Source organism: Bacteriovorax stolpii, assembly GCF_002872415.1.
Taxonomy (GTDB): Bacteria; Bdellovibrionota; Bacteriovoracia; order Bacteriovoracales; family Bacteriovoracaceae; genus Bacteriovorax; species Bacteriovorax stolpii.
The window spans coordinates 1871268-1892013 of the sequence record NZ_CP025704.1 but is presented as its reverse complement, the minus strand read 5'-3'; the positions used below and the strand labels follow the sequence as shown (position 1 = coordinate 1892013).

Below are 20746 nucleotides of genomic sequence, written 5' to 3'. Positions count from 1 at the left end.
CCCTGGGCAATCACGCCCAAAACGGGACGATTCCTTATGAAGAAATTTACGGCCTATGGACAGTCTATTCATTACGTTGAAAAAAATGAATCGCAGGAGCGAACTCTTCTTTTTATCCACGGGAACTCGCACAGTCTCAGATCCTTTTCTAACCAAATGGATTCGGACGAACTGAAGAATTTTCGTCTTATCTTTGTAGACCTTCCAGGTCATGGAGAGTCGTCAAAAGAAGGAACCTACAGTTTAAGACAGTTCGGAATAATCATCTCAGAATTTATCCAGGCCCTAAGACTAAACAATATTATACTTATAGGGCACTCCTTAGGCGGCCACGTAGCAATTAACGTATTAAAAAATTTTAACCCTGACGGACTTTTTCTTTTTGGTACGCCTCCACTGAAAAAACCTTTTGATGTTAGTGCTTTTACAGGCAATACTAATGGTGTTGCCCTCACTCTTGAGAACCCAACTGCAGCGGAAATCGAACTTTTAATGACGGAATTGAACTATACCGGCGCTCAAAAAACTTTGGCGACAGAAGATTTTTTAAAGAGTGATCCACGTTTTCGCACTGGTATTTTGGCTGACGTCATATCTAACATCCACGAAGACGAAATAAACTTGATCAATTCTTTTTATGGCGATGTCATGTTTTTAGTGGCAAGTAAAGAAAGCCTGATTAATAATGATTATATCCGACGCGAGTTTTCTAGTGAGTTAACAAACACTCAGATAAAAGAAATCGATGCGGGCCATTCACCTCAGATTGAAAGAGGTGTAGTGTTTAATAAAATGCTTTCGGATTTTGCTAAAAACGTTTTTGAGAAGAAATATATTTTAAATAATGTGAACACTAAACAACACGAGAGTCAGTTATGGTAAGTAAAGAATCAAACTACAGCATCGCAGCCCTTTTTAAATCAACAAGAAAATTCCACCGTCTTCAGCAGACAGAATTTTCAGCTATCCTAGGCGTTACCCAAGGAACGATTTCTAAAATTGAAGCCGCAGCTATGAGCCCGGAGCTTGGCCTTTGGTTTAGATTCCTAAGAGCATTCAACATCCAGGACCCATACTGCTTCACATACAGTGGTGTGGAATTCGATGAGGCCGCTTTCCAAAAGCTAAAAACTGAAGGTTCATCACTGGCCCCAGGTTTTGACTTCTCAAAAAATAACTACATCTTCAATGTGAGAAAGATTCGCCCTCTTTATGACTTCCTGATGAAAAACCACAGCAAATCATTTGAGTCGTTTTTAAAAGACAACAAAATCTCAAAAGAGATCTTCTTCATTTTAAACCACCCGCTGACAACTGAGTTTGCTGATACCTTCTTCTCTTTCCTTGAAGAAAATAAAATCAACGCTAAGTCAGTAGCTCTTCTAGACCTGAACTTTGAGCACGCGCTTGGAAGACAAATGAAGGATCTTATGGCACTGGATTCATCTGATGGCATCTTCTCTATTATCAATAATGACAACGATAACATCCTTGAATACGAATTCGGAAACAAGGGTGAGTACTTCATCAACCTTAAAAAGAAAAACCTTCCATTCGTCAAATCGCTTGAAAAGTCAGACCTGGTAATGAACTACAACTTCCTGTACCCGTACCACATTATGAAAGCGACAAAAAACGTAAAAGTTTCAGCTCCGCAAATCACGGAAGTGAAAAAAGATCAGAGATGGCAAGTCCTCTATGCTTAATGAAGCCCAGATTTTCTGGAGCAATCTGGAAAAAATCAAAGACAGTCTCCTTCTTACAGATCAGGAGTTTGCTGAAACTTTGGGGTTATCCTATGAGGATTATTTAAAACACAGAAAAGGGGCCTTTTTCCTTCCCTTAAATTGTGTTTTCGAGTTCTCTGAGCGCATGAACTTTCACTTTGAAGACCTGCTAAAACAAGAATTCAAAATCAAAATCGAATCAAGCACCGGGCAGACTATGCTGCCCGAGCGCTATACTTATGCCACTTACAGCGAGCTTCAGCCGGTTAAAAACATCATCAGCTACCTGGAGATGGTCAGAGGTTTTCGCGCCAAGGTTAACCTAATCCGTAAATTTAACCTCACTGATGAGATCTTTAATGGATCTGAGCAAAAGGTGAATGTAAACCTCATCTCAGACATTGTAGGTTACCTAAATAACACTTATAAGTTTTCAGACAAAGAGTACAAGGCCATGGGACAACAAACTCCCCATGTCGTCAGTGGCGATTTCCTAAAGAATAAACTGACAACTCCAAAAACAATTGAAGATGTCGTGAGTACTTTTTTTGAAGAATGCACTCATCTCTTTGATAAAAATTATCATTACAAAATCGACAGCATTATTGGCAATCACGTCATCATTGATGCCATTCCAAGAAAGCATGTTCTGGAAGAAATGAAAATCAACTCTACGGAATTCGGAAACCGCGAGGTCTGCTTGACCAGAATGGGAGTCATCTCCAGCATGACTTATTACAAGTATGGGCTCAACTCTCCCATCACTCAGATTGCCTCTCTTCAAAATGGAGACAATACAAACCGCTACCTAATGGACATGACCCCATTTAAATCCCTAGGCCGCGCCTCTCGCTCTAAGCTCTCTGACTCTAAGACCATCTATCAGTAATTTATTTCTCCACAATCCAGCATGCTTAAAGGCCATTTGATTAGCAATCAATGAAAACTTATTGTTGTAAAAAATAACGGCTTCAGACCCTTTTAAGTTTTTCTGATAAAAATGGGCCTTATCATTAAGTTTGTTTAAACCAATTTTTAAAAAGAACTGATCCGTTTTAACTTTCACCACACCACAAGTGATCATGTGAGGGATATTGAATTCTTCGTGGTGCTTTACAATCACCATCATCATAACCTCTTTAAGCCATTCCTTGAGTTCCGGATCCTGCCTGTAATCCAAATTTTGTGCCCATGACGAATCAAAAGAAATAAGCTCAGGAGCATTAACCTCTGCAATAATGCGGTTAATCTCCTCAACACAACTCGGGTCACCATCTGATTTCATCAAAGAGAGCCCCGGAAATTCAAAATAATTATCCAGACACCTGTTAAGAGGTGTCGCTTTATAAGCAAAGATAGGGATTAATTCATTTGGTGTTTCTTCACAGAAAATAATATGAGTTCCAAAAAAATCGGCCTTATCGAGCGGCAAGATGTTATTGCCATAGGCCGCTTCATATCCATCGAACTTCATCTTCAAGGCCTTGCCTAAAAGATTTGAACAAAATGGATCATCCAAGGTGAAAATAGGATAATCTATCACTACTACCTTGAATTTTTTTTTATCGTGGAACAATATTACCTCCTGACAAAAAATTCCAATTAGCATACAATATAGGCTATTGGGTTTGAATATTATAACGGGAAAAAAAATAATGAAAAATTACCTTATTGAACATACAGATGAAAACATGAGGTTAGACTTTCAAAATAAAATAGATGTCTACGATTTAGACAAAGAACTTGCCCATTTTCAGTGGAACCCTGAAGCCCTTATTCTCGATGCTGGCTGTGGAAACGGAAATGTTATTGAGAAACTCCTTTCTCTAGGAATGAAATCTATTCACGGAGTAGATTTTTCAGAAGAAAGAATTAAGCAGGCGCAAGCAAGGTTTAATTCACAAAAAGAAGTTCACCTTTTTAAGCGCTCACTTGAAAATACAGATTTTGCAAGTAATACATACGATATTATTATCTGCCGCTACATTTACGAACACATACCAAACCCGGTTAACATCATCAAAGAATTAAACCGCATCCTTAAACCCGGTGGCCTGATTTATATCATTAACTTCGATGACATCTTCTTTAACTTCTACACTAAAGACGATTCCCTAAACCAAGATCTCAAAAAACTAAAATCCAAACTCCCTCAGGATTTTGAGATTGCCCGCAAGATCCCTCAATTCCTAAAACAAAATGGCTTTCAAGACATTGCCTGGGATGCTGAAACTTTCTTCTTTAAAGGTGAACGCCTGAAATTAGAAATGGAAAATAACCGCATGAGACTTGAACAAGGAAAAGGGCATCTCTCTAAATATTTTCCCGACGAAAATAAATACCTAGACTTTAGCAGGGCATACTTGAATGAAATGCAAGACGATTGCAATGTGATGGCAGCTACTAAGTATTTAATTAAGGCCCGTAAAACAGGCTAAATAGTTTTTGAACTAGGCAAGGACTCTCCTCTCTTGACTCATTCCTGGAGGAATACTAGGGTAATATAATAGAACCCCGGAGAATGCAAAGCACATGCTGACTTATCTACACGATATAAGAAATAAATTGACCTTAATTTCAGGTCACACTGCGCTTTTATCCAAGAAGTATGGCGAAGAGGAGTTCTACCCAATCAGAACTAACCTTGTGAGAATTTCTGAACTCATCAACGATGCCTACAGAGAGCTCCAACAGACAAATGAGTATCCTCCTATTATGTACACTCCCCAGGAGCTCATCCGACAGATGGATCTCCTCACAGAAACTGCCCAGCTTCTTTTTCCTGTGCAAATTAAAAACGAAACCCGCGACTACAAACCACAAAACCTCTTCCATATTGAACTCAACATCCAGCAAGTATTTCAGGTCATCGAAAACGCTCTTGATAATTCAGTAAAAGCACAATCAACCAAGGCCATCATCAGGCTCTTGGATAATGGCACTCACTGCATTTATGAGATCGTTGACAATGGTACTGGCAAGCAGCAACAAGATGAGTACACATCTGTTAATGACGTCTCTATTATCCCGCACGGAATCGGCAAAGAGATCATGATGCAAAACATGAAGAACCTTCACGGCAAGGTTGAATGGGCGCGCCGCTTGGATCAGTCGGGAATGATCGTCAGATTGTATTTTCCTAAAAAAGTTTAATCAGTTACTCTAGAACTATGAAAAATAGAATCACTGACCTCTTTGGTATTCAATATCCTATTATCCAGGGCGGAATGGTCTGGGTCTCAGGCGCAAAGCTCGCAGCAAGCGTCTCAAACGCCGGAGGATTAGGTTTAATTGGCGCGGGCTCTATGAAGCCTGATCTTCTTAAAGAGCACATTTTAAAGGTCCAGGGACTCACTCAAAAACCTTTTGGCGTCAACGTCCCCTTGTTGTATGAAAAAGCTCAGGAACAAATCGACTGCGCTTTGGATTTAGGGGTCAAAATCTTTTTTACTTCTGCCGGCTCCCCAAAGAAGTTCACTTCTTATTTAAAACAAAAAGGCGCCATCGTTGTTCACGTGACCAGTTCTCCTGAGCTCGCTCTCAAATGCGCTGAGGCCGGAGTTGATGGCATTGTTGCTGAAGGCTTTGAGGCCGGAGGCCATAACGGGCGCGAAGAAATCACTACAATGACTCTTATTCCACAAGTCAGAGAAAAGATCTCTCTGCCTCTAATGGCCGCTGGAGGAATCGCTTCTGGAAGCTCTATCGCCGCTGCTATGGCCTTAGGAGCTGACGGGGTTCAGATGGGCACGCGCTTTCTTATGACCCGCGAATCAAGTGCTCATGAGAACTTTAAAAAACTCGCTCTCGAAGCTCTCCCCCATTCTACGCAAATCATGATGAGAAAGACTGTTCCCGTCAGGCTTTTACAAAACCAATTCTCTCTGGAAATTAAAACGATTGAGGAGACCTTCACCGGTGAAGAGTTAAAAAATAAACTCAACGAACACCTGGGTAAGTACCGTGCGAAAATGGGAATGCTCGATGGTGACTTAGCGGCCGGAGAGTTAGAGATTGGTCAGATTGTTAGTTTAATTAAAGACGTTCCGAGTGTGGAAGAAGTCATGAAAGAGCTTATCAGCGATTACCAAAAAACTCTCTCACGACTTCCGTTAAAACTAGATTAAACAGATCCTCTTCTTAAAGCTTCAATTCTCACTTCTAATGGAGGGTGAGTTGAAAATAGTGCCATCACACCGGCCTTGCTTGAAATCTGCATAGACCTGAAGTTCGGGTCAGCTTTCCCGTCGCCGTTATTTCCTTCCGCTGCAAGCTGAGGGTACGCTCTTTGAAGAGACTCAAGAGCAGCAATCATTTTTTCACGTCCAGCTAAATCAGCTCCACCTTTATCGGCACGGAACTCTCTATAGCGAGAAAACCACGCCACGATTGGCATTGCTAAAAGACCGAAGATGATATCAAAAACAAAAACCAGCGCCATATTCACGAATGGGTTTGGAGCTGAGTCGCGTTCATCGTCACTATTTCCTCTTAGGGCCTGAGAAATAGCGAAGGCCGCAATTCTTGAGAAGAACATAACGAAGGCGTTCACTACACCTTGAACCAGAGTCATCGTCACCATGTCGCCGTTAGCAATGTGGGCAACCTCGTGAGCAAGAACACCTTCAACTTCAGCATCATTCATTCTGCTTAGAAGTCCGGTTGAAACTGCCACCAGAGATGAGTTTCTCGATCTACCAGTAGCAAAGGCGTTTACTTCCATTGATTGATAAATACCTACTTCCGGCATTTCTGTTAAACCTGCACGGCGAGAAAGGCGGTGAACTTTCTCAACAATCCCTCTGTGAGGACCATCAAGTGTGACGATTTGAACACCCATAGTCCACTTCGCCATTTGTTTTGAAAGTAAAAGAGCGATAAAAGAACCACCCATACCCCAAAGAAGACAGAACGCCATAAGAGAGCCGTACTGAATTCCCCCTTGAGAGATGTAATGACCAATACCCAGGGCAGACATGATCACGCTAATTGTGATTGAGATCGCTAAAGATACGGCCGCAAAGATGAGCCAACGTTTCATAAATTATTTTCTCCAATAAGTTTTAATGTTTATATTTTGGGAGCAATCTCTCTACTGTCAAGATTACCAAGTCAAAAATAGTAAACAATTCTTCACCTTAAAATGTAACAGGACTACCGGGAAAATCTATTAAATAAACCCGAAGGAATACTTCACTTAAATCGTACTGAAATTATGGAATCTTCGCTAATTCCGATAAAAGCCATTGGGGGTCGTCCAGGGGAAGGTCGTGACCGGCGTCCGGATGCACAGCTTTTTTGGCGCCCAAAAGCCTAATGAGCTCTTCCGAACAACTTGAATCCACCAAGCGATCGCCTTTTGAATAAATCACCGTTACGGGCACCTTCGGGCGTTGGGTAATTCTAAAAGTGCTGGCAGCATAAAGTTGGTTGAGGCTTGAGACAACAGAAACCGGCCTCTCACTTTGAATGCGAACAAAGATCTTTTGGATCTCCGCTTTTTTCTGGGCGTCTAATTTGTTGGTGGTGAGATTAAGAATCAGGCCTTCTTTTTTTTCTACTGTTTTAGTAAGTAGAATCTCTAAAAGAACTCTCCATTCTTTTAAATTAAAACGCTTCAATGGTCCCGAGAGATTTTTTGCCGATGAATTGATAGTAAAAACCATGCAGACTTCATCAGGGTACAATAAAGACCAGCGAAGAGCGATCATTCCCCCCATTGAAATCCCAATTAAAATGAGCGGGTCTCCCTTGCCGACTTTTTGACGAAGAAACTCCACATAAGAATCTAAATCGCGAGGAGAAGTCATTTCATGAAACATTCCGGCCCCGGGAAGATCCAGAGAAAGAACCGGGATTTTCGTTTTTTCAAAAAACAGTTCTGGAAGGCCGTTCCAGTGGGCGATTTCGCGAGTGAGTCCTCTTAAAAAAAGAGCGCGCATCTTATGCCTCCTCTTTTTTAATCACCCAGGCATCCGTGTTTTGCATTAGTCTGGTGATAAATTCAATCAGGATGTAGTGGCGTCTCATAGTTCTTTGAAAACGGTGTTCAACCACCGGATTGAAAAAACCTTGTTTAGAAAAAAGCTGAATAGGATTTTTTTTAAGCCAGCTCCACGACCCCATTTCCAGTGTCCATGGAATAAAAATATTTTCCGGATGAGATTTTCTCGATTCAAAAAATAGGTAATCCCACAAATCTCCGTGAGTTGTATAGGAATCGGATTGCTGCTCAATTTTATAGATGTGATGAGGATGAGTGTTCTCATATAAGTCCACCGCGCGATCGACGATATCCCTAAACATAAAAGGCTCAGAGCTTTTGGCGTAAGGAAACCATAGACGGTCTTTTAGTCCAAACCCCGAGTGAAAATCGAGCCCCATGGAAATCTTGGCTGGGAACATTTCTCTTTTTACAAACTCAGAGACCGCATAATTTTCGGCCTCAAGTTGCCCGGCAACTCCTCTGTACCATGGGTACTTAGGCCCATAACGGTGACCGCGGTACATTTTATACCAAGGCCCTTTATCGGCCTCGACCGGAGAGTTTCTCATTAAGTCGACACCGTTGCCGTTTGAGCGGCGAAGCAGTTTCATCCCGACGGGATTAATAATGGGAATAGAAACAATCCTGAAATTTTTAAGAGACTCTCTTAAAGAAGTATCCCACTGGCATTGAGTGAAAAAACTTTTTAAAAATCCCAAAAGCACATGCGTGCCTACGCGCTCTAGTCCATGAACACCGGCAAAGAGCCCTAGTGTTGGTGCTGTTTTATCCTCTGATCCGATAACAAAAGCGTGGATGGGAAATGATTCGTTTTGATAAGTGATGGTGGTGAGAACTTCTGTCCTAACCAAATCCTGACAATCAGGAAGGCATTGCTCAACCTGTTGGATGAGCTTTGCGACTTCCTGAAGTTCTTTAAACATAAATTAGAATCCGGCCTTCTTTTTAGCGTCAGCAATCATTTGCTCTCTCATTTTTGGATCGGCCCAGCGAGCTTGAGCTTCTGGTGAGAGCTTTCTGATTGGATCGAAATAGAAAAAGACTTCGCCTGGTTTTACGTTTGGTGCTGTCCAAACTGAAATCCCGTTTTCCTGGTCATAATACTCGTAAGAAGCAATATGGCGTTTACCACCACCACCAGGAGCATCACACACGAATGTTGGTGTGTTAAATCCTGCAGTCGTTCCACGCATTGCTTTTTCCAGAGCGACAGCTTCAGCAATTGTTGTCCTAAAGTGCTCGCATCCTGGAACCATATCGTGGATATAAACGTAGTATGGCTGAACGTTCATGTATTCCATCTGACGGATCAGAAGAACCATGTCGTTGATGTTATCGTTAACACCTTCTTGAAGAACCGCTTGGTTTCTTACGATGATGCCGGCCTGGAATAATCTATCCATCGCCATTTTTGAGTAGATCGTGATTTCTTTTGGAGAAGAAAAGTGAGTGTGAACAAACACCGCTTTCCCCATCGCTTGACCTTTTTTATGAACAGCGGCCAGCGCCTCAAACCATTCATGATCAGATGTGATTTTCTGAGGGAAAATCGCAATCCCTTTTGTGGCAAAACGAATACGTCTGATGTGTGGGATATCTAAAAGTGATTCACCAATCAGTGTGATTTGTTTTGCAGTTAACATGAAAGCGTCACCACCAGAGATAACCACGTCTTCAACACGTGGAGTGTTTCTGATGTATTCAAAAGCAGCTTCCATTCTCGCGGCATTGACCCCGTATGTTTCCTTTTCAACTGTCTCAGTCGATCCACCAATTAAGCGTGAACGCGTACAGTATGAACAGTAAACCGGGCAAATGGTCGTCGGAAGGAAAAGAACTTTATCATAGTATCTATGAGTCAGACCCGGAACCGGAGCGTCTACATCTTCGTGAAGAGAGTCTGCTTCGTAGTACGGGTGATCTTCTAAGAATTGAGAACCAATCGGAAGGAATTGTTTTCTAAGCGGATCATTAACCGGGTCTTTCCAGTCAATCAGCGCGAATACATAAGGAGTGATCCTGATGTTCATTGGTGTCTTATGTTGTCCAAGAAGCATGTCTTGGTAAAACTCTTCTGAACATAATTCACCTAAAACAGTTTTTACCTGCTCTACTTTTTTAATTGAGTTTTTCAGCTGCCACATATGATCGCCGAACTCTTCCTTAGAGACATCTTTCCATGCCGGAATCACTCTCCAGAAATCATCTGAACGGAATTCGCGATGGACACCATCCTTTAGGGTTAGTCGTAAGTCAGGTTTAAGTGCGTTTGGGCTCTTCATCAAATCCCCTTGATTTAACAGTTCTACACAATAAATATTTTATGATTCTATTATCGCTTATTCTTGAAGAATTTTAAGAAAAATGGCGAAATAAGCAAAAAAATCAACAAAATGACAAAGTAATGGAAGTACTTTGTGATGTCAAAGTCGACTGTTTTACCAAGGTAATGAGCTCCCCCAACAATTCCCACTACCCAGATGACAGCTCCTGCCACCTCGTAAAGAGTGAATTTAAGGTAGTTCATTTTGCTGGTCCCCGCGATGAATGGGGCGAAGGTACGGACAAAGGCGATAAATTTACAGAAGAGAATGGTCTTCCCGCCATGCTTCAAATAGAACTGGTGGGCCATCTCTAGGTGCTTTTCCTCCAGGAGAATTTTATTCATGTTTCTTCTGGTCCAATCGGCGAATTTGCGGCCCAAGAAGTAGCTGAAATGATCCCCTAAGATAGTGGCCACTAGAAGCGATGGAATCAGGACATTGATATCGATATCCCCTTTGGCCGAGATCAGACCAAGGGTCAAAAGTAGTGAATCTCCAGGTAGGAAAAATCCAAAAAGGCCTACCTCCGCAAATAAAATTGCGGCCAGTCCCCAGTAGCCGAAGAACTGGAAAAATGCTAAAGGATCGGTGGCGATCGCTAGAAGTGGGTCTAATAAACTCATGACTTCAAAGATTTTAGCAAAAGACGCTCGCACCACATAGTAAAAAATACATACTCCTCCCTCAAACGTGGCACACAGCGCCACAAAGAGTTAGTATGCCCTATACACTCGAAGGAAAACTTTATGAAACAGCTTAAATTAGCTCTATTTTTAGCGTCGATTCTTACTGTCACTTTCGCCCAAACGGCCAATGCCGGACTTGGCGATTACCTTGAAAAGAAGGACATTCCCGGAAAAATCCGCGAAGAAGTTGCTGATCTCGATATCAACTTCAGCGCTGACCTCGGTGATTTTGACCTTGTTCAAGGTGTAAACATCGCCGGTAAATACCGCTATGAAGTTGAAGCTTCTTATCAGGATCAATACTATACAAGAATTGATAAGTGGGATCTAAAAGCAAACATTAACGTCGGCGATATCGTCGAGAATTTTGTTGAACTTCCTTTTTCGTTCTCAGTTAACCGTCAAAACAGCTTTTTCTTCGTAAGACAATTCAAAGAAAAAAAGGCCGCTCTAAAGGCCTTACCATACAGTCCAAAAAGACTTCCACTCTCAGCTGATTTAGCTCTTAAAAATCTAGAACCTGGTGATTTCGTTTCTATGCCAGCGTCATTGAACATCGCTGTTCAAGCGGGTGTTTCAACTTCAACTGTAACTCCAGTTGTAGTGAGTGCAAATGCAGGTGTGTACTGGATTCTAAGTGGAGAGTTTATCGTTCAGGTCTTTAAAGTTGATGAGACTCACGTTCGTTTAAAAATGATTTCTCGTCGTGGATACGACCGCGGAACAACTGCTGGAGCGGGTGTTTCATTTAAATTCTTTGGAGTGAGAGTGCTTGACCGTCAAATCGACCGTCTCTTTGACCGCGACCTGGTACAAATGGGATATTCAGTTAACCCTGGAGCGCAGTTTATCGTAGACTACGTTTTCGATTTAAAAAATGCAGAAGCAAAAGAAGCTTACGACCAAATCCTAAAGACGACTCTAAAGTTTAAAGACGTTGTTGTTATCAACAAGCTTGATGCTTCTGAACTAAAAGACAAACTTGTGTCTTCATTTGAAAAAGCGGAAAAAGTTTTTGAAGCAGACAAAAAACTAGACCCAAAAGATCGTCGTATCACCAGAATCTTCAAAGGATTCACTGACTACCAAGGGCACACAAACAAGTTAAAGATGGCCCTTTTATTCATGAGCTACAAAAAAGATAAGGCCTACACAGAAAGCAAGGTGACGTTCATCGATAAGAATGAAAACAACCTGGAGTTCTTCTACCCTACATACTCAAAGTATATGGAGCAGAAGTTTGGAAAGTGGATCTTTGACCTTAAAGACCAAAGCTTCCAAAACAACTTCGCCCTTATCCCGCGCCTGAATGCTGAAAACACAAAAGCAAAAAACCCGGACTACGGTGTAACTTTTGAGCGCAAAGATAAATTCTTAAGCTCAAAGGAGCAAAGAATTGTTCAAAAGTTCATGATCGGACAAGTTCCAACGATGTTTGGTGACAAGATCGACCTTGATGCCTGGAAATCTGGTGTAGATAAAAAAGATGCCCGCATCTATATGCAACTGGTTCTTAAGGCCCAGGGCTTTAACTACCTTAAGAGTTATAGTCTTGCTGAAATCGATAAACGTTTAATCGCCTACACAGTTCAGAAGAAAAAAGAGCACATCTTAGATGACAGTGAAGAAAACACGGCATGGGAGCGTTTAAAAGACTTCCTGTTCATCGGTCGCTTCATTAAACAAGAACGTCTTCACAACCTGGCTTCCGACATCTACACGATCCTTCAGAACAAAGAAGACGATTCTGAGATTATGACTAAGAAGCTGGTTAAACTTAACGAGCACGGAATCTTCGACAAAATCGGAGTTGGGTTCCTGATTTCTCTACTCCCACAAGAGCAATTAGAAGAACTGATCTATTTAAAAGTCGAAATGACGGCAAAAGATATCAAAGCTGTTGATTACGAATATGGGAAGCTAAACTACCGCGCTCTTTATAATGAACTAACTCGCGTTCAATCGAGAATTTCCGATCGCTCATACGACCTGCGCGTGACAGATGCTGATCACGACATGGAAAATGCAGAAAATACTGAGGCGACTAAGGATTCACGCGACTCAGACACAGTGTTGGACGATATTTTGGGCTTAAATTAGCCATTACAGAAAAAATCAACAATATCTTTGACTTAAATACCAAAAGCTACATATAATATAAATTATATGTAGCTTTTTTAGCTTCTGGACGATCATTTTTAAAAGGATTTAAAAAGATTGGAACTGACGACGACCGCTCAAAATAAAGATACTATCCCTAAAAATCCATCGCATCTTCTGATGGAAGAATACCTGCAAAATCTTCGTCGATTAAACAAATCGGAACACACGATCAAAAACTATAGAGCAGATTTGCTTAAATTTTTTCAGTGGCTGGAGCACGATCAGAAGCTCAAAATTGAAAAAGTTAATGGCGAAATCATCGGGAAATATAAAGAGTTTTTAGGAAATGGGGGCCAAATCCACCAGGAAATCGTCAGAAATCCTGACGGATCAACGGAAAAAAACGGCGGGTTTTTAAATTGGTTTAAAAATCTAATCGGAAAGGCCGTCTTTAAAAAAAGAACCGAAAGATATCTCCTCTTTTTTCAGGACGCCATGAGTGTCTCATCCAGAAGACGCCATTTATCGAGCTTAAAAAACTTTTTTGAGTATTTGAAAGAAACACACGAAGACTCTTCCAATAAATTTTTAAAAAACCCCGTTAAAAGCAAAATCCACGCAATTACTCTTAAGGAAGTCGACGTCACTCCGACGACGATGATCACTAAAGAAGATTTCAAAAAAATTGAAGAGCAAACATTTAGGACAAACGAGCGCCTGATTTTATATCTTTTATACTATGGCGGAATCCGCTTAAGTGAGCTTTGCAGTTTAAAAATTTCAAATTTCGATAAAACATCGCGGACAATCACCTTCGATCGCAAAGGTGGATACGTGCACACATTAGTGATTCAAAAAGATGAATTGATTTTTAAAAATCTCAATTTTTATCTGGAAAACACAAACTTAGTCGGAGATTTTTTATTCCAAACCAAAGAGGGGAGGCCTTACTCTTCCAAAGCGATGTACAACAAGATTATAAAAATCATTGAGCGCGCTATCCCCGACAACCAAACAACGACCAAAATCACACCCCATAGTTTCAGAAAGGCCTGCGCCACTGAGCTCTATATGAAGTCCAAAGATTTATTGTTTGTTCGCGATTATTTAAATCACAAAGACGCAAAAATCACCCAGACTTATATTGATAAGCGCACACTCTCCCTGAAAACGCGTCGTTATCACTAGGGATTTGACCAGATCTCCCCTTTAATTCGCGTGTTTTTTATGCAAAAATGCCCCCTATGTTAAAAATTATTCGACTTACACTTTTTGCCATTTGGGTGGTTATTGCGGCCACACTTGGAACACTTCGCGCTCTTTTTAAACCTTTTGACACAAAAAGTTTGATGCTGACAGCGAACCTGATCAAACACGGGGATAAAATTCTAGGTCTAAATATCATCGTAAGAAACCGCGAGATTTTATTAAGAGAGCGCCCATGTGTATTTATCAGTAATCACCAGGACAACCTGGATATTATTTTAGGCTCTAAAATGATCGCTGAGCGAATTGTGACGATTGGAAAGAGATCGATTCTTTTTATTCCGTTTTTTGGAATTTTCTACTGGCTCTCAGGAAACATCCTGATCAACCGTGGGAACAAAAGAAGCGCCTTCGGGACAATGGATACTGCTTCAAGAAGCATCAAAGAAAAAAATCTTTCAATCTGGATTATGCCAGAAGGAACACGTTCAAGAGGACGTGGACTTCTACCATTTAAAAAAGGTCCTTTTGTTACTGCTATTAAAGCTCAAGTTCCCATCGTTCCAGTTGCCTGGAGTAATTACATTCAGACAATGGATTTAAATAAGTGGCGTGCAGGTGTGGTTATTGAAGAAGTTCTTGAACCGATACAAACTGCAGGCATGACTTTAGATGATGTTGATCGTTTAAAAGATCACTGTTACCAGGTTCTAAAAACGGCCATCGAGCGCATCGATGCTGAAGCTAAAGTTCTTTATGAACAAGCGTAGATCCACACAAGGCAAGCGCTGCTTACGCTGTAAAATTCACAAGTCATTATGTTTTTGCGACATCATCCGCGAGGTGCCAACTAAGACACGCGTATCGATCATCATGCATCACCGTGAAAGACATCTGACTTCCAACACTGCAAATCTCGCTCAACTTGTTTTACCTAATTGCCAGATCTCTTTGCGTGGTTTTCCCAATGAACCTTTTTCAATAGATTCATTAAAACTAAACGCAGAGGAATCCCCGATCTATCTTTTTCCCCATGAAGATGCGATTGAATTAAACGCTCATTTTATGGAGGCCAATAAAGATAAAAAATTTCATCTGATTGTTCCTGACGGGACATGGTCTCAGGCGGTCAAAACTTACCGTCGTGAACCAGGGCTTGCAGGCATTCAGTGTGTGAAACTTCCACCTGGAGAGCCTGGTCGCTACAAGCTTCGCAAATCAAGTGATGAAAACAGATTATCTACATACGAAGCGATTACACGCGCTCTTCATATTCTGGAAAACCAAGAAGGACTAAAAACCGATATGGAATTGGTCTTTGATACAATGGTTGAAAGAGTTGTCAGAGGAAGAACGGCCTTCGAAAATTAATTTTTCAAAGGCCCGGAAAGTATTATCTAAAAGTGTCTACAGTTTTGCAGTTTGAACGGTAAGAGAAGTTATCAATTGTCGAAATTCTCGAAGCGATTTTCTCTTCAAAATCTAAAAGTAAGTTAAGATTTTTTAAGTACGGCTCGTTTGTTTTTAAAACTAATTGATCAAACGGCTCTTTTGAAACTTCACCGCCATTAAAGTGACGAATGTATCCTTCAACTCGAACTTCTTCGAAACTTTGGATTGATTGAGTTGCACCTGCTTTTTCAGTCACAATGTTGGCGATTCCTTCAACTCTGTTGAAGTCGTCAACAGTCACAACACCAGAAGCATCAAATTTATGAACGCCCTGAATGTCAGCAGATTTACAACGGAAGCTGATAGTGTTGGCAAAAACAGTCATTGGCATTGCCACTAAAAGAACAAGTAGTGTGTGTTTCATTCTTATAACCCCGGTTTTGTTTCTACAGGATTAACTCCATTGCCTGGAGCCTCTGTAAATTCTGTATTTGTTGGTGACTCGGTTGTGAGAGCACGAAGGTCTGGCCCGTTTCCAGATCTTTTGTATCTTCTAGCTTTTCCAAGACGAGCTTTTTTCTTTTTATTTTTCTTTTTCGAGTTCTTATTCTTTGACTGAGAAACACTTGTTTCTGATTTTTTCTTTTTAGTTGCAGCCTCTGCATCAAGGCTAAAGGCATTCCCAAAAAATAAGACGAGGCCAAGTAGTGCCGTCACACAAGTCTTTAGCATAATCATCCTATGAACATTGTTTATAAAGCCTCGGTATTTTTATGGACTCTATCTGATGTGGCAAGTTTTAAAAGCACTCTCCTACTGATTTTCGGAAGTTATAAAAGATAAAGCATGAGTAATCTGCGACATTAGTAGACATAGGGCATTACCCCTTTTAAACTGGGCCTCTATGAATGACGCTCTTTATATAGCCTTCTACAAACCCTATGGGATCTTAAGTCAGTTCACCTCTGATGACCCTAAAGAGACATTAGGTAACTTTAATCTGCCTAAAGGGGTCTATCCCGCGGGTCGATTGGATAAGGACTCTGAGGGACTTTTAATCCTCAGTAACGACGGGGCCTTTATCGACCAGCTTTTAAATCCTAAATTTGATAAAGAAAAAATTTATTGGGTGCAGGTTGAAAATATTCCGAGTGAAGACTCTTTGAATATTTTGAGAAAAGGCGGCATTCAGATTCAAGATTACAAAACCAAACCGGCCAAAGTTCATATAATTGAGCCGCAACCAGTGATGCCAGAGCGCGATCCTCCAGTGAGATTTAGAAAATCTATTCCGACGTGTTGGTTAGAAATTAAAATCAGTGAAGGAAAAAACCGTCAGGTGCGCCGAATGACAGCGAGTATCAATCACCCGACTCTGCGCCTGCTTCGCCAGCAAGTGGGAAAATATAAGCTCGGAGAACTAAATCCAGGTCAATGGGTGGCCATTAAGAAGAGCGATATTCTCTAACCTTACTTTCATTTTATTCATTTTAAGTGAAACTTTTCGAAATTTATCTCGTACAATTTTGTAGTAAATTTACACAGGATCACAAATGAACCTTATCGACCTTTCCATTAAACGTCCCGTCTTTGCGTGGGTATTAATGTTCTCACTCATCGTGTTTGGAGCTATCTGTGTTAACCGCATGGGTATTTCACAGCTTCCCGATGTCGACTTCCCGATCATTAACGTTTCGATCACCTATGAAGGCGCCGCTCCTGAGGTTGTAGAAAGTGAACTTATCGATCCAATCGAGCAAAGACTTCTCAACATCGAAGGGATCAAGGAAATGAGATCGAGCGCCCGTCAAGGTGCCGGATCAGTTACCCTTGAATTCGATATCAACAGAAACGTCGACGTTGCTCTTCAAGAAGTCCAGTCGGCCCTTTCGCAGTTAAGACTACCGCAAGGAATTGACCCGGCCGTTATTAGAAAACAAAACCCGGAAGAAGATCCGATTCTTATTATCTCGGTTTTCAGTGATGCGAATTTAAAAGATATGCTCGCTTGGGCCGATAACTACCTGCTTGACCAGATCCGCTTCCTACCAGGAGTTGGAGAGGTTTCAGTTGGTGGAGCTTCTGAGAGAAACCTTCGCGTTTGGATTGATACAAAAAAACTAGAGCGTTTTGAGCTCACCATTGATGATGTTATCGCTGCCTTAAACTCTCAGCACGTTGAAAGTGCTGCCGGCCAGTTCACCGAAGGAAAAAGAGAACTTCGCGTAAGATGGTTAGGTGAAGCTGCCGCTTTAAGTGAAGTGGAAAATATCCGCATTCTTCGCCGTGGTGGAGAGAGAATCTTTAACCGCAATATCTATATTAAAGATGTCGCCACTGTAGAAGACGGTCTTTCAGACATCCGCCGCCTTGCCCGCGTAAACGGACAAGAGGCCATCGGTATCCAGGTCAGAAAGCAGCGTGGAACAAACGAAGTTCAAGTTGCTGATGAAGTTATTAAAAAGTTTGAAGAGATTAAAGGCAATTTTCCTAAAGGATATAACTACCGAGTAAACATTAACTTTACGAAATCAACTGAAGCGACTGTAGGACTTACGATTGAAAAACTTTGGGTAGCTGCCCTTATCACCATCGTGATCTGTTTCCTTTTCTTAGGAAGCTTCCAGGCCGCCCTTAACATTCTCTTCTCAATTCCAACCTCGATTGTAGGGACGTTTACCATCCTCTACTTTTCTGGATTTACTTTAAACCTCTTTACTCTCTTGGCGCTGACACTTTCGATTTCTATCGTCGTCGATGATGCCATCATGTTACTTGAAAACATTGTCCGCCACTACCGCTTAGGAAAAGATTCAAAGACGGCTGCCTCAGAAGGAGCAAAAGAAGTTCTTCCTGCTGCTGTCGCTGCCACTTTAGCAGTTGTTGCCGTATTCCTTCCGGTGGTTTTCATGGACGGGATCATTGGTAAGTTCTTCTTCCAGTTCGGGGTTACAATGTGTGCCTGCGTTCTGATTTCACTTCTTGAGGCCGTAACAATTACGCCAATGCGTGCAGCTGCACTACTGAGCACAGAGCCTGAAGTGTCTAAATTCGAAAGATACCTGGATGAAGTCTTCCATAAGTTTGGAGACAAATATAAAGCTGTTCTGGCAAAGACACTTGAGTGGAAATGGGCCGTTGTTTTAGGCTCTGTTGTCTTCTTCGTTGTCTCGCTGGTTCTCGTCAGTAAAGTCCGCCAGGAATTTGTTCCTTTACAAGACCAGGACATCATCATCATGCAAGGGATGACTCCTCCGGGGACTTCACTTGAAACAACCAGTGCGAAAGCTCAAGAGCTTGAAGCGATCTTAAAGAAAAATGAAAACATCGAAGGATACTTTACCTCGGTGGGTGGTTTCGGTGCCGGATCAAACACGAGTATGGTTTTCATGCCGATCTCTCTGAAACTTAGATCAGAAAGAAAGATGGGTCACATCCAGATTATGGAACAACTCCGCGAAGAGTTTAAGGCCGTAAAAGGTATTCGTGTGACGTTAAGAGATAACTCTGCCAGAAACCTTTCTTCTGGTCGTCAGAACCCGATTGCCATCAACTTGCGTGGACCTGATTTAAAAGTACTGGAAGCAAAATCAGCAGAATTCATGAAGCGCATTGAAGATGAGAAAATCGGTGTGGACATGGACACGGATTACCGCTCAGGGATTCCTGAACTTATCTTAAAACCAAACAGAAAAGCGATGAGTGACCGTGGAGTTTCAGTTGAAACTGTAGGTGCGATTCTCGCTGCCGGTGTTGGTGGAGTGAGACAAGGTAAATACACATTCGATGGAAAGCGCTACGACATCCGCTTTAAAATTAAAGATGAACAAGTGCGCACTCCTGAAGACTTCAAACACTTATACGTAAGAAACCAGGCCGGAAACTTAATTCCTTTCTATGAACTGGTGACGATTGAAGAAGGAAATGCGATCCAAAGTATTTCCCGTGTAAACCGTCAAAGAGCGATCTCTGTCTACGGAAACTTAGCTCCAGGCCAATCGCAGGCAAAAGTTCTTGATCGTGCAAAACAAATTGCGCAGGAAATTCTTCCTCCGTCATATTCATTTGCTCTTGAAGGGGCCTCAGCGGGATTTGCTTCGTCATTTTCAAGTTTATACTACGCCCTGATGATCGGTATCTTAGTTGCCTACCTGATCTTAGCTGTGCAGTTTGACTCTTTCATTCACCCTGTCTCTGTTCTTGTCGCCCTTCCTTTCTCGGTGACAGGGGCCTTGATTGCGCTGTGGATGTTTAACATTTCCCTTAACCTCTTCTCATTTATCGGTCTGATCGTTTTAATGGGGATTGCAAAAAAGAACTCGATCATGCTGGTGGAATTCACTAACCAGGTGAGAAACGGCCACATGGACAACCGCCATGAGACGCCATTAAATGCCCTTCTCCTAGCTTGTCCGATCCGTCTTCGCCCGATTATCATGACGTCGGTTGCGACAGTGGCAGCGGCCACTCCACTTGTTTTAGGTTCAGGAATTGGGGTTGAAACCCGCATTCCGATGGGTCTATCGATTATCGGGGGAACGATTATTTCGACACTTCTAACCCTGTTCGTTGTTCCGGCCCTTTACCTGATTTTAACTCCGCTTGAGCGTTCAGAGACTTACGTAAAGAAAGTCCCAGCTGAAGGCGCTCCAGCGAAAAATGTCCCGTCAAACGGGCATGAAGCGCTTTAAAAAATAGTATAATTTCTACAACACCCCCCAAAAGACTCTCCAGTGCTGGTATAAAAACCGGCACTGGAGAATCCTTATGAAAACCGCGCTCACTTATGTAAGCTTTCTGGCCCTCCTTATGACATTTGCCCAGGCCCGCGAACTTAGTCCGGTAGGCTATGGCCTGCAATGCTCTGGAACATCAAGCACCGACTTAAAAAACTGTCTCAACCGTGAATCAGATAAAATTGATGAGGCCAATCTTCCTAATGAAATTATTATTTCAACAGAGGCCAGTGGAAAAGAATCACTATTAAAAATGGTGACGACTGTCTCGGCAGAGCGCACAGATAACTACGCCCTTAGTTTGGCCGCAAAAATCCCAATGATTGAAAAGGCCATCGCGACAGCTCTGATCATTCAATACGAAGATGAACCGCAATTGTATTATTATATCGTTGATCAAAATGGCAGATTGGAAGTGATTTTTGACGGACTCAACAGCGTTGATGTCTCTGAGAATATGGCCGAGATTTTCCTGAATGACCCGGAAGTTTTCTCTCTTAAATCAGATAACGTTTCAGCACAATTTAAAAAGTGGATGAAGTATTTAAAAGGGCAGGAGTAAAAA

Annotated in this window: 21 protein-coding genes; 13 read left to right on the top strand and 8 right to left on the bottom strand. The window is 41.7% G+C overall.

What is annotated here, in order from left to right:
- Positions 1–36 precede the first annotated feature (36 nt).
- Genes C0V70_RS09385 through C0V70_RS09375 form a run of 3 tightly spaced genes read left to right on the top strand, consistent with a single transcriptional unit; the run spans position 37 to position 2616 of the window.
- Positions 37–882 carry an alpha/beta fold hydrolase gene (locus C0V70_RS09385; protein WP_102243603.1) on the top strand — a complete coding sequence of 282 codons (846 nt, stop codon included), beginning with the start codon at positions 37–39 and terminating at the stop codon, positions 880–882.
- Entirely contained in the window at positions 876–1706 is an 831-nt protein-coding gene (locus C0V70_RS09380) for a helix-turn-helix transcriptional regulator (protein WP_102243602.1), read from the top strand. The genes C0V70_RS09385 and C0V70_RS09380 overlap by 7 nt, the downstream gene beginning before the upstream one ends.
- The gene (locus C0V70_RS09375; RefSeq protein ID WP_102243601.1) at positions 1699–2616 is read left to right on the top strand and encodes a hypothetical protein; all 918 of its coding nucleotides are present in this window, start codon (positions 1699–1701) and stop codon (positions 2614–2616) included. Before C0V70_RS09380 ends, C0V70_RS09375 begins: the two co-directional genes overlap by 8 nt.
- Here the strand turns inward: C0V70_RS09375 and C0V70_RS09370 are convergent.
- Positions 2563–3303, bottom strand: a complete 741-nt coding sequence (locus C0V70_RS09370; RefSeq protein WP_102243600.1) for a hypothetical protein — start codon at positions 3301–3303, stop codon at positions 2563–2565. The genes C0V70_RS09375 and C0V70_RS09370 overlap by 54 nt on opposite strands.
- Positions 3304–3382: 79 nt before the next feature.
- Between C0V70_RS09370 and C0V70_RS09365 the strand changes: the two genes are divergently transcribed.
- The 3 genes from C0V70_RS09365 (at position 3383) to C0V70_RS09355 (ending at position 5854) form a co-directional block, all read left to right on the top strand.
- Positions 3383–4165 (top strand): class I SAM-dependent methyltransferase, encoded by a 783-nt coding sequence (locus tag C0V70_RS09365; protein ID WP_102243599.1) that lies wholly within the window; start codon positions 3383–3385, stop codon positions 4163–4165.
- Between the two features lie 94 nt (positions 4166–4259).
- Positions 4260–4880, top strand: a complete 621-nt coding sequence (locus tag C0V70_RS09360; RefSeq protein ID WP_102243598.1) for a sensor histidine kinase — start codon at positions 4260–4262, stop codon at positions 4878–4880.
- Between the two features lie 17 nt (positions 4881–4897).
- Complete coding sequence (locus tag C0V70_RS09355) at positions 4898–5854, top strand: NAD(P)H-dependent flavin oxidoreductase (protein ID WP_102243597.1); 957 nt, start codon at positions 4898–4900, stop codon at positions 5852–5854.
- On the opposite strand, the gene htpX is transcribed toward C0V70_RS09355, so the two are convergent.
- From htpX to C0V70_RS09330, 5 genes are all read right to left on the bottom strand, one after another.
- A complete protein-coding gene (gene htpX, locus C0V70_RS09350; RefSeq protein WP_102243596.1) occupies positions 5851–6768 on the bottom strand; it encodes a protease HtpX in 918 nt (305 codons plus the stop codon). The two genes, C0V70_RS09355 and htpX, sit on opposite strands and share 4 nt — an antisense overlap.
- A 172-nt stretch (positions 6769–6940) precedes the next feature.
- Positions 6941–7669 (bottom strand): alpha/beta fold hydrolase, encoded by a 729-nt coding sequence (locus C0V70_RS09345; protein WP_102243595.1) that lies wholly within the window; start codon positions 7667–7669, stop codon positions 6941–6943.
- A 1-nt stretch (position 7670) separates the two neighbouring features.
- Complete coding sequence (locus tag C0V70_RS09340) at positions 7671–8657, bottom strand: DUF2817 domain-containing protein (protein WP_102243594.1); 987 nt, start codon at positions 8655–8657, stop codon at positions 7671–7673.
- A 3-nt stretch (positions 8658–8660) separates the two neighbouring features.
- A complete protein-coding gene (locus tag C0V70_RS09335; protein ID WP_102243593.1) occupies positions 8661–10016 on the bottom strand; it encodes a KamA family radical SAM protein in 1356 nt (451 codons plus the stop codon).
- A gap of 50 nt (positions 10017–10066) precedes the next feature.
- Positions 10067–10681: a DedA family protein gene (locus C0V70_RS09330; protein ID WP_133566744.1), complete on the bottom strand. Its 615-nt coding sequence runs from the start codon at positions 10679–10681 to the stop codon at positions 10067–10069.
- A 123-nt stretch (positions 10682–10804) separates the two neighbouring features.
- On the opposite strand from C0V70_RS09330, the gene C0V70_RS09325 reads away from it, so the two are divergent.
- From C0V70_RS09325 to C0V70_RS09310, 4 genes are all read left to right on the top strand, one after another.
- Complete coding sequence (locus tag C0V70_RS09325; RefSeq protein ID WP_102243591.1) at positions 10805–12844, top strand: hypothetical protein; 2040 nt, start codon at positions 10805–10807, stop codon at positions 12842–12844.
- A gap of 117 nt (positions 12845–12961) precedes the next feature.
- Entirely contained in the window at positions 12962–14035 is a 1074-nt protein-coding gene (locus C0V70_RS09320) for a tyrosine-type recombinase/integrase (protein ID WP_102243590.1), read from the top strand.
- 56 nt (positions 14036–14091) lie between these two features.
- Positions 14092–14823: a 1-acylglycerol-3-phosphate O-acyltransferase gene (locus tag C0V70_RS09315; RefSeq protein WP_158649629.1), complete on the top strand. Its 732-nt coding sequence runs from the start codon at positions 14092–14094 to the stop codon at positions 14821–14823.
- The gene (locus C0V70_RS09310) at positions 14810–15424 is read left to right on the top strand and encodes a tRNA-uridine aminocarboxypropyltransferase (RefSeq protein WP_158649628.1); all 615 of its coding nucleotides are present in this window, start codon (positions 14810–14812) and stop codon (positions 15422–15424) included. The genes C0V70_RS09315 and C0V70_RS09310 overlap by 14 nt, the downstream gene beginning before the upstream one ends.
- A gap of 22 nt (positions 15425–15446) precedes the next feature.
- Here C0V70_RS09310 and C0V70_RS09305 read toward each other — a convergent pair whose 3' ends face one another.
- Both C0V70_RS09305 and C0V70_RS09300 read right to left on the bottom strand, forming a co-directional pair.
- On the bottom strand, positions 15447–15869 hold the full coding sequence (locus C0V70_RS09305; RefSeq protein ID WP_102243587.1) for a hypothetical protein: 423 nt from the start codon (positions 15867–15869) through the stop codon (positions 15447–15449).
- Between the two features lie 2 nt (positions 15870–15871).
- Positions 15872–16177 carry a hypothetical protein gene (locus C0V70_RS09300; protein ID WP_102243586.1) on the bottom strand — a complete coding sequence of 102 codons (306 nt, stop codon included), beginning with the start codon at positions 16175–16177 and terminating at the stop codon, positions 15872–15874.
- A 172-nt stretch (positions 16178–16349) separates the two neighbouring features.
- Between C0V70_RS09300 and C0V70_RS09295 the strand changes: the two genes are divergently transcribed.
- The 3 genes from C0V70_RS09295 (at position 16350) to C0V70_RS09285 (ending at position 20743) form a co-directional block, all read left to right on the top strand.
- Positions 16350–16913 carry a pseudouridine synthase gene (locus C0V70_RS09295; protein ID WP_102243585.1) on the top strand — a complete coding sequence of 188 codons (564 nt, stop codon included), beginning with the start codon at positions 16350–16352 and terminating at the stop codon, positions 16911–16913.
- 85 nt (positions 16914–16998) lie between these two features.
- Positions 16999–20136, top strand: a complete 3138-nt coding sequence (locus C0V70_RS09290; protein ID WP_102243584.1) for an efflux RND transporter permease subunit — start codon at positions 16999–17001, stop codon at positions 20134–20136.
- A gap of 76 nt (positions 20137–20212) precedes the next feature.
- A complete protein-coding gene (locus tag C0V70_RS09285; protein WP_102243583.1) occupies positions 20213–20743 on the top strand; it encodes a hypothetical protein in 531 nt (176 codons plus the stop codon).
- Positions 20744–20746 lie beyond the last annotated feature (3 nt).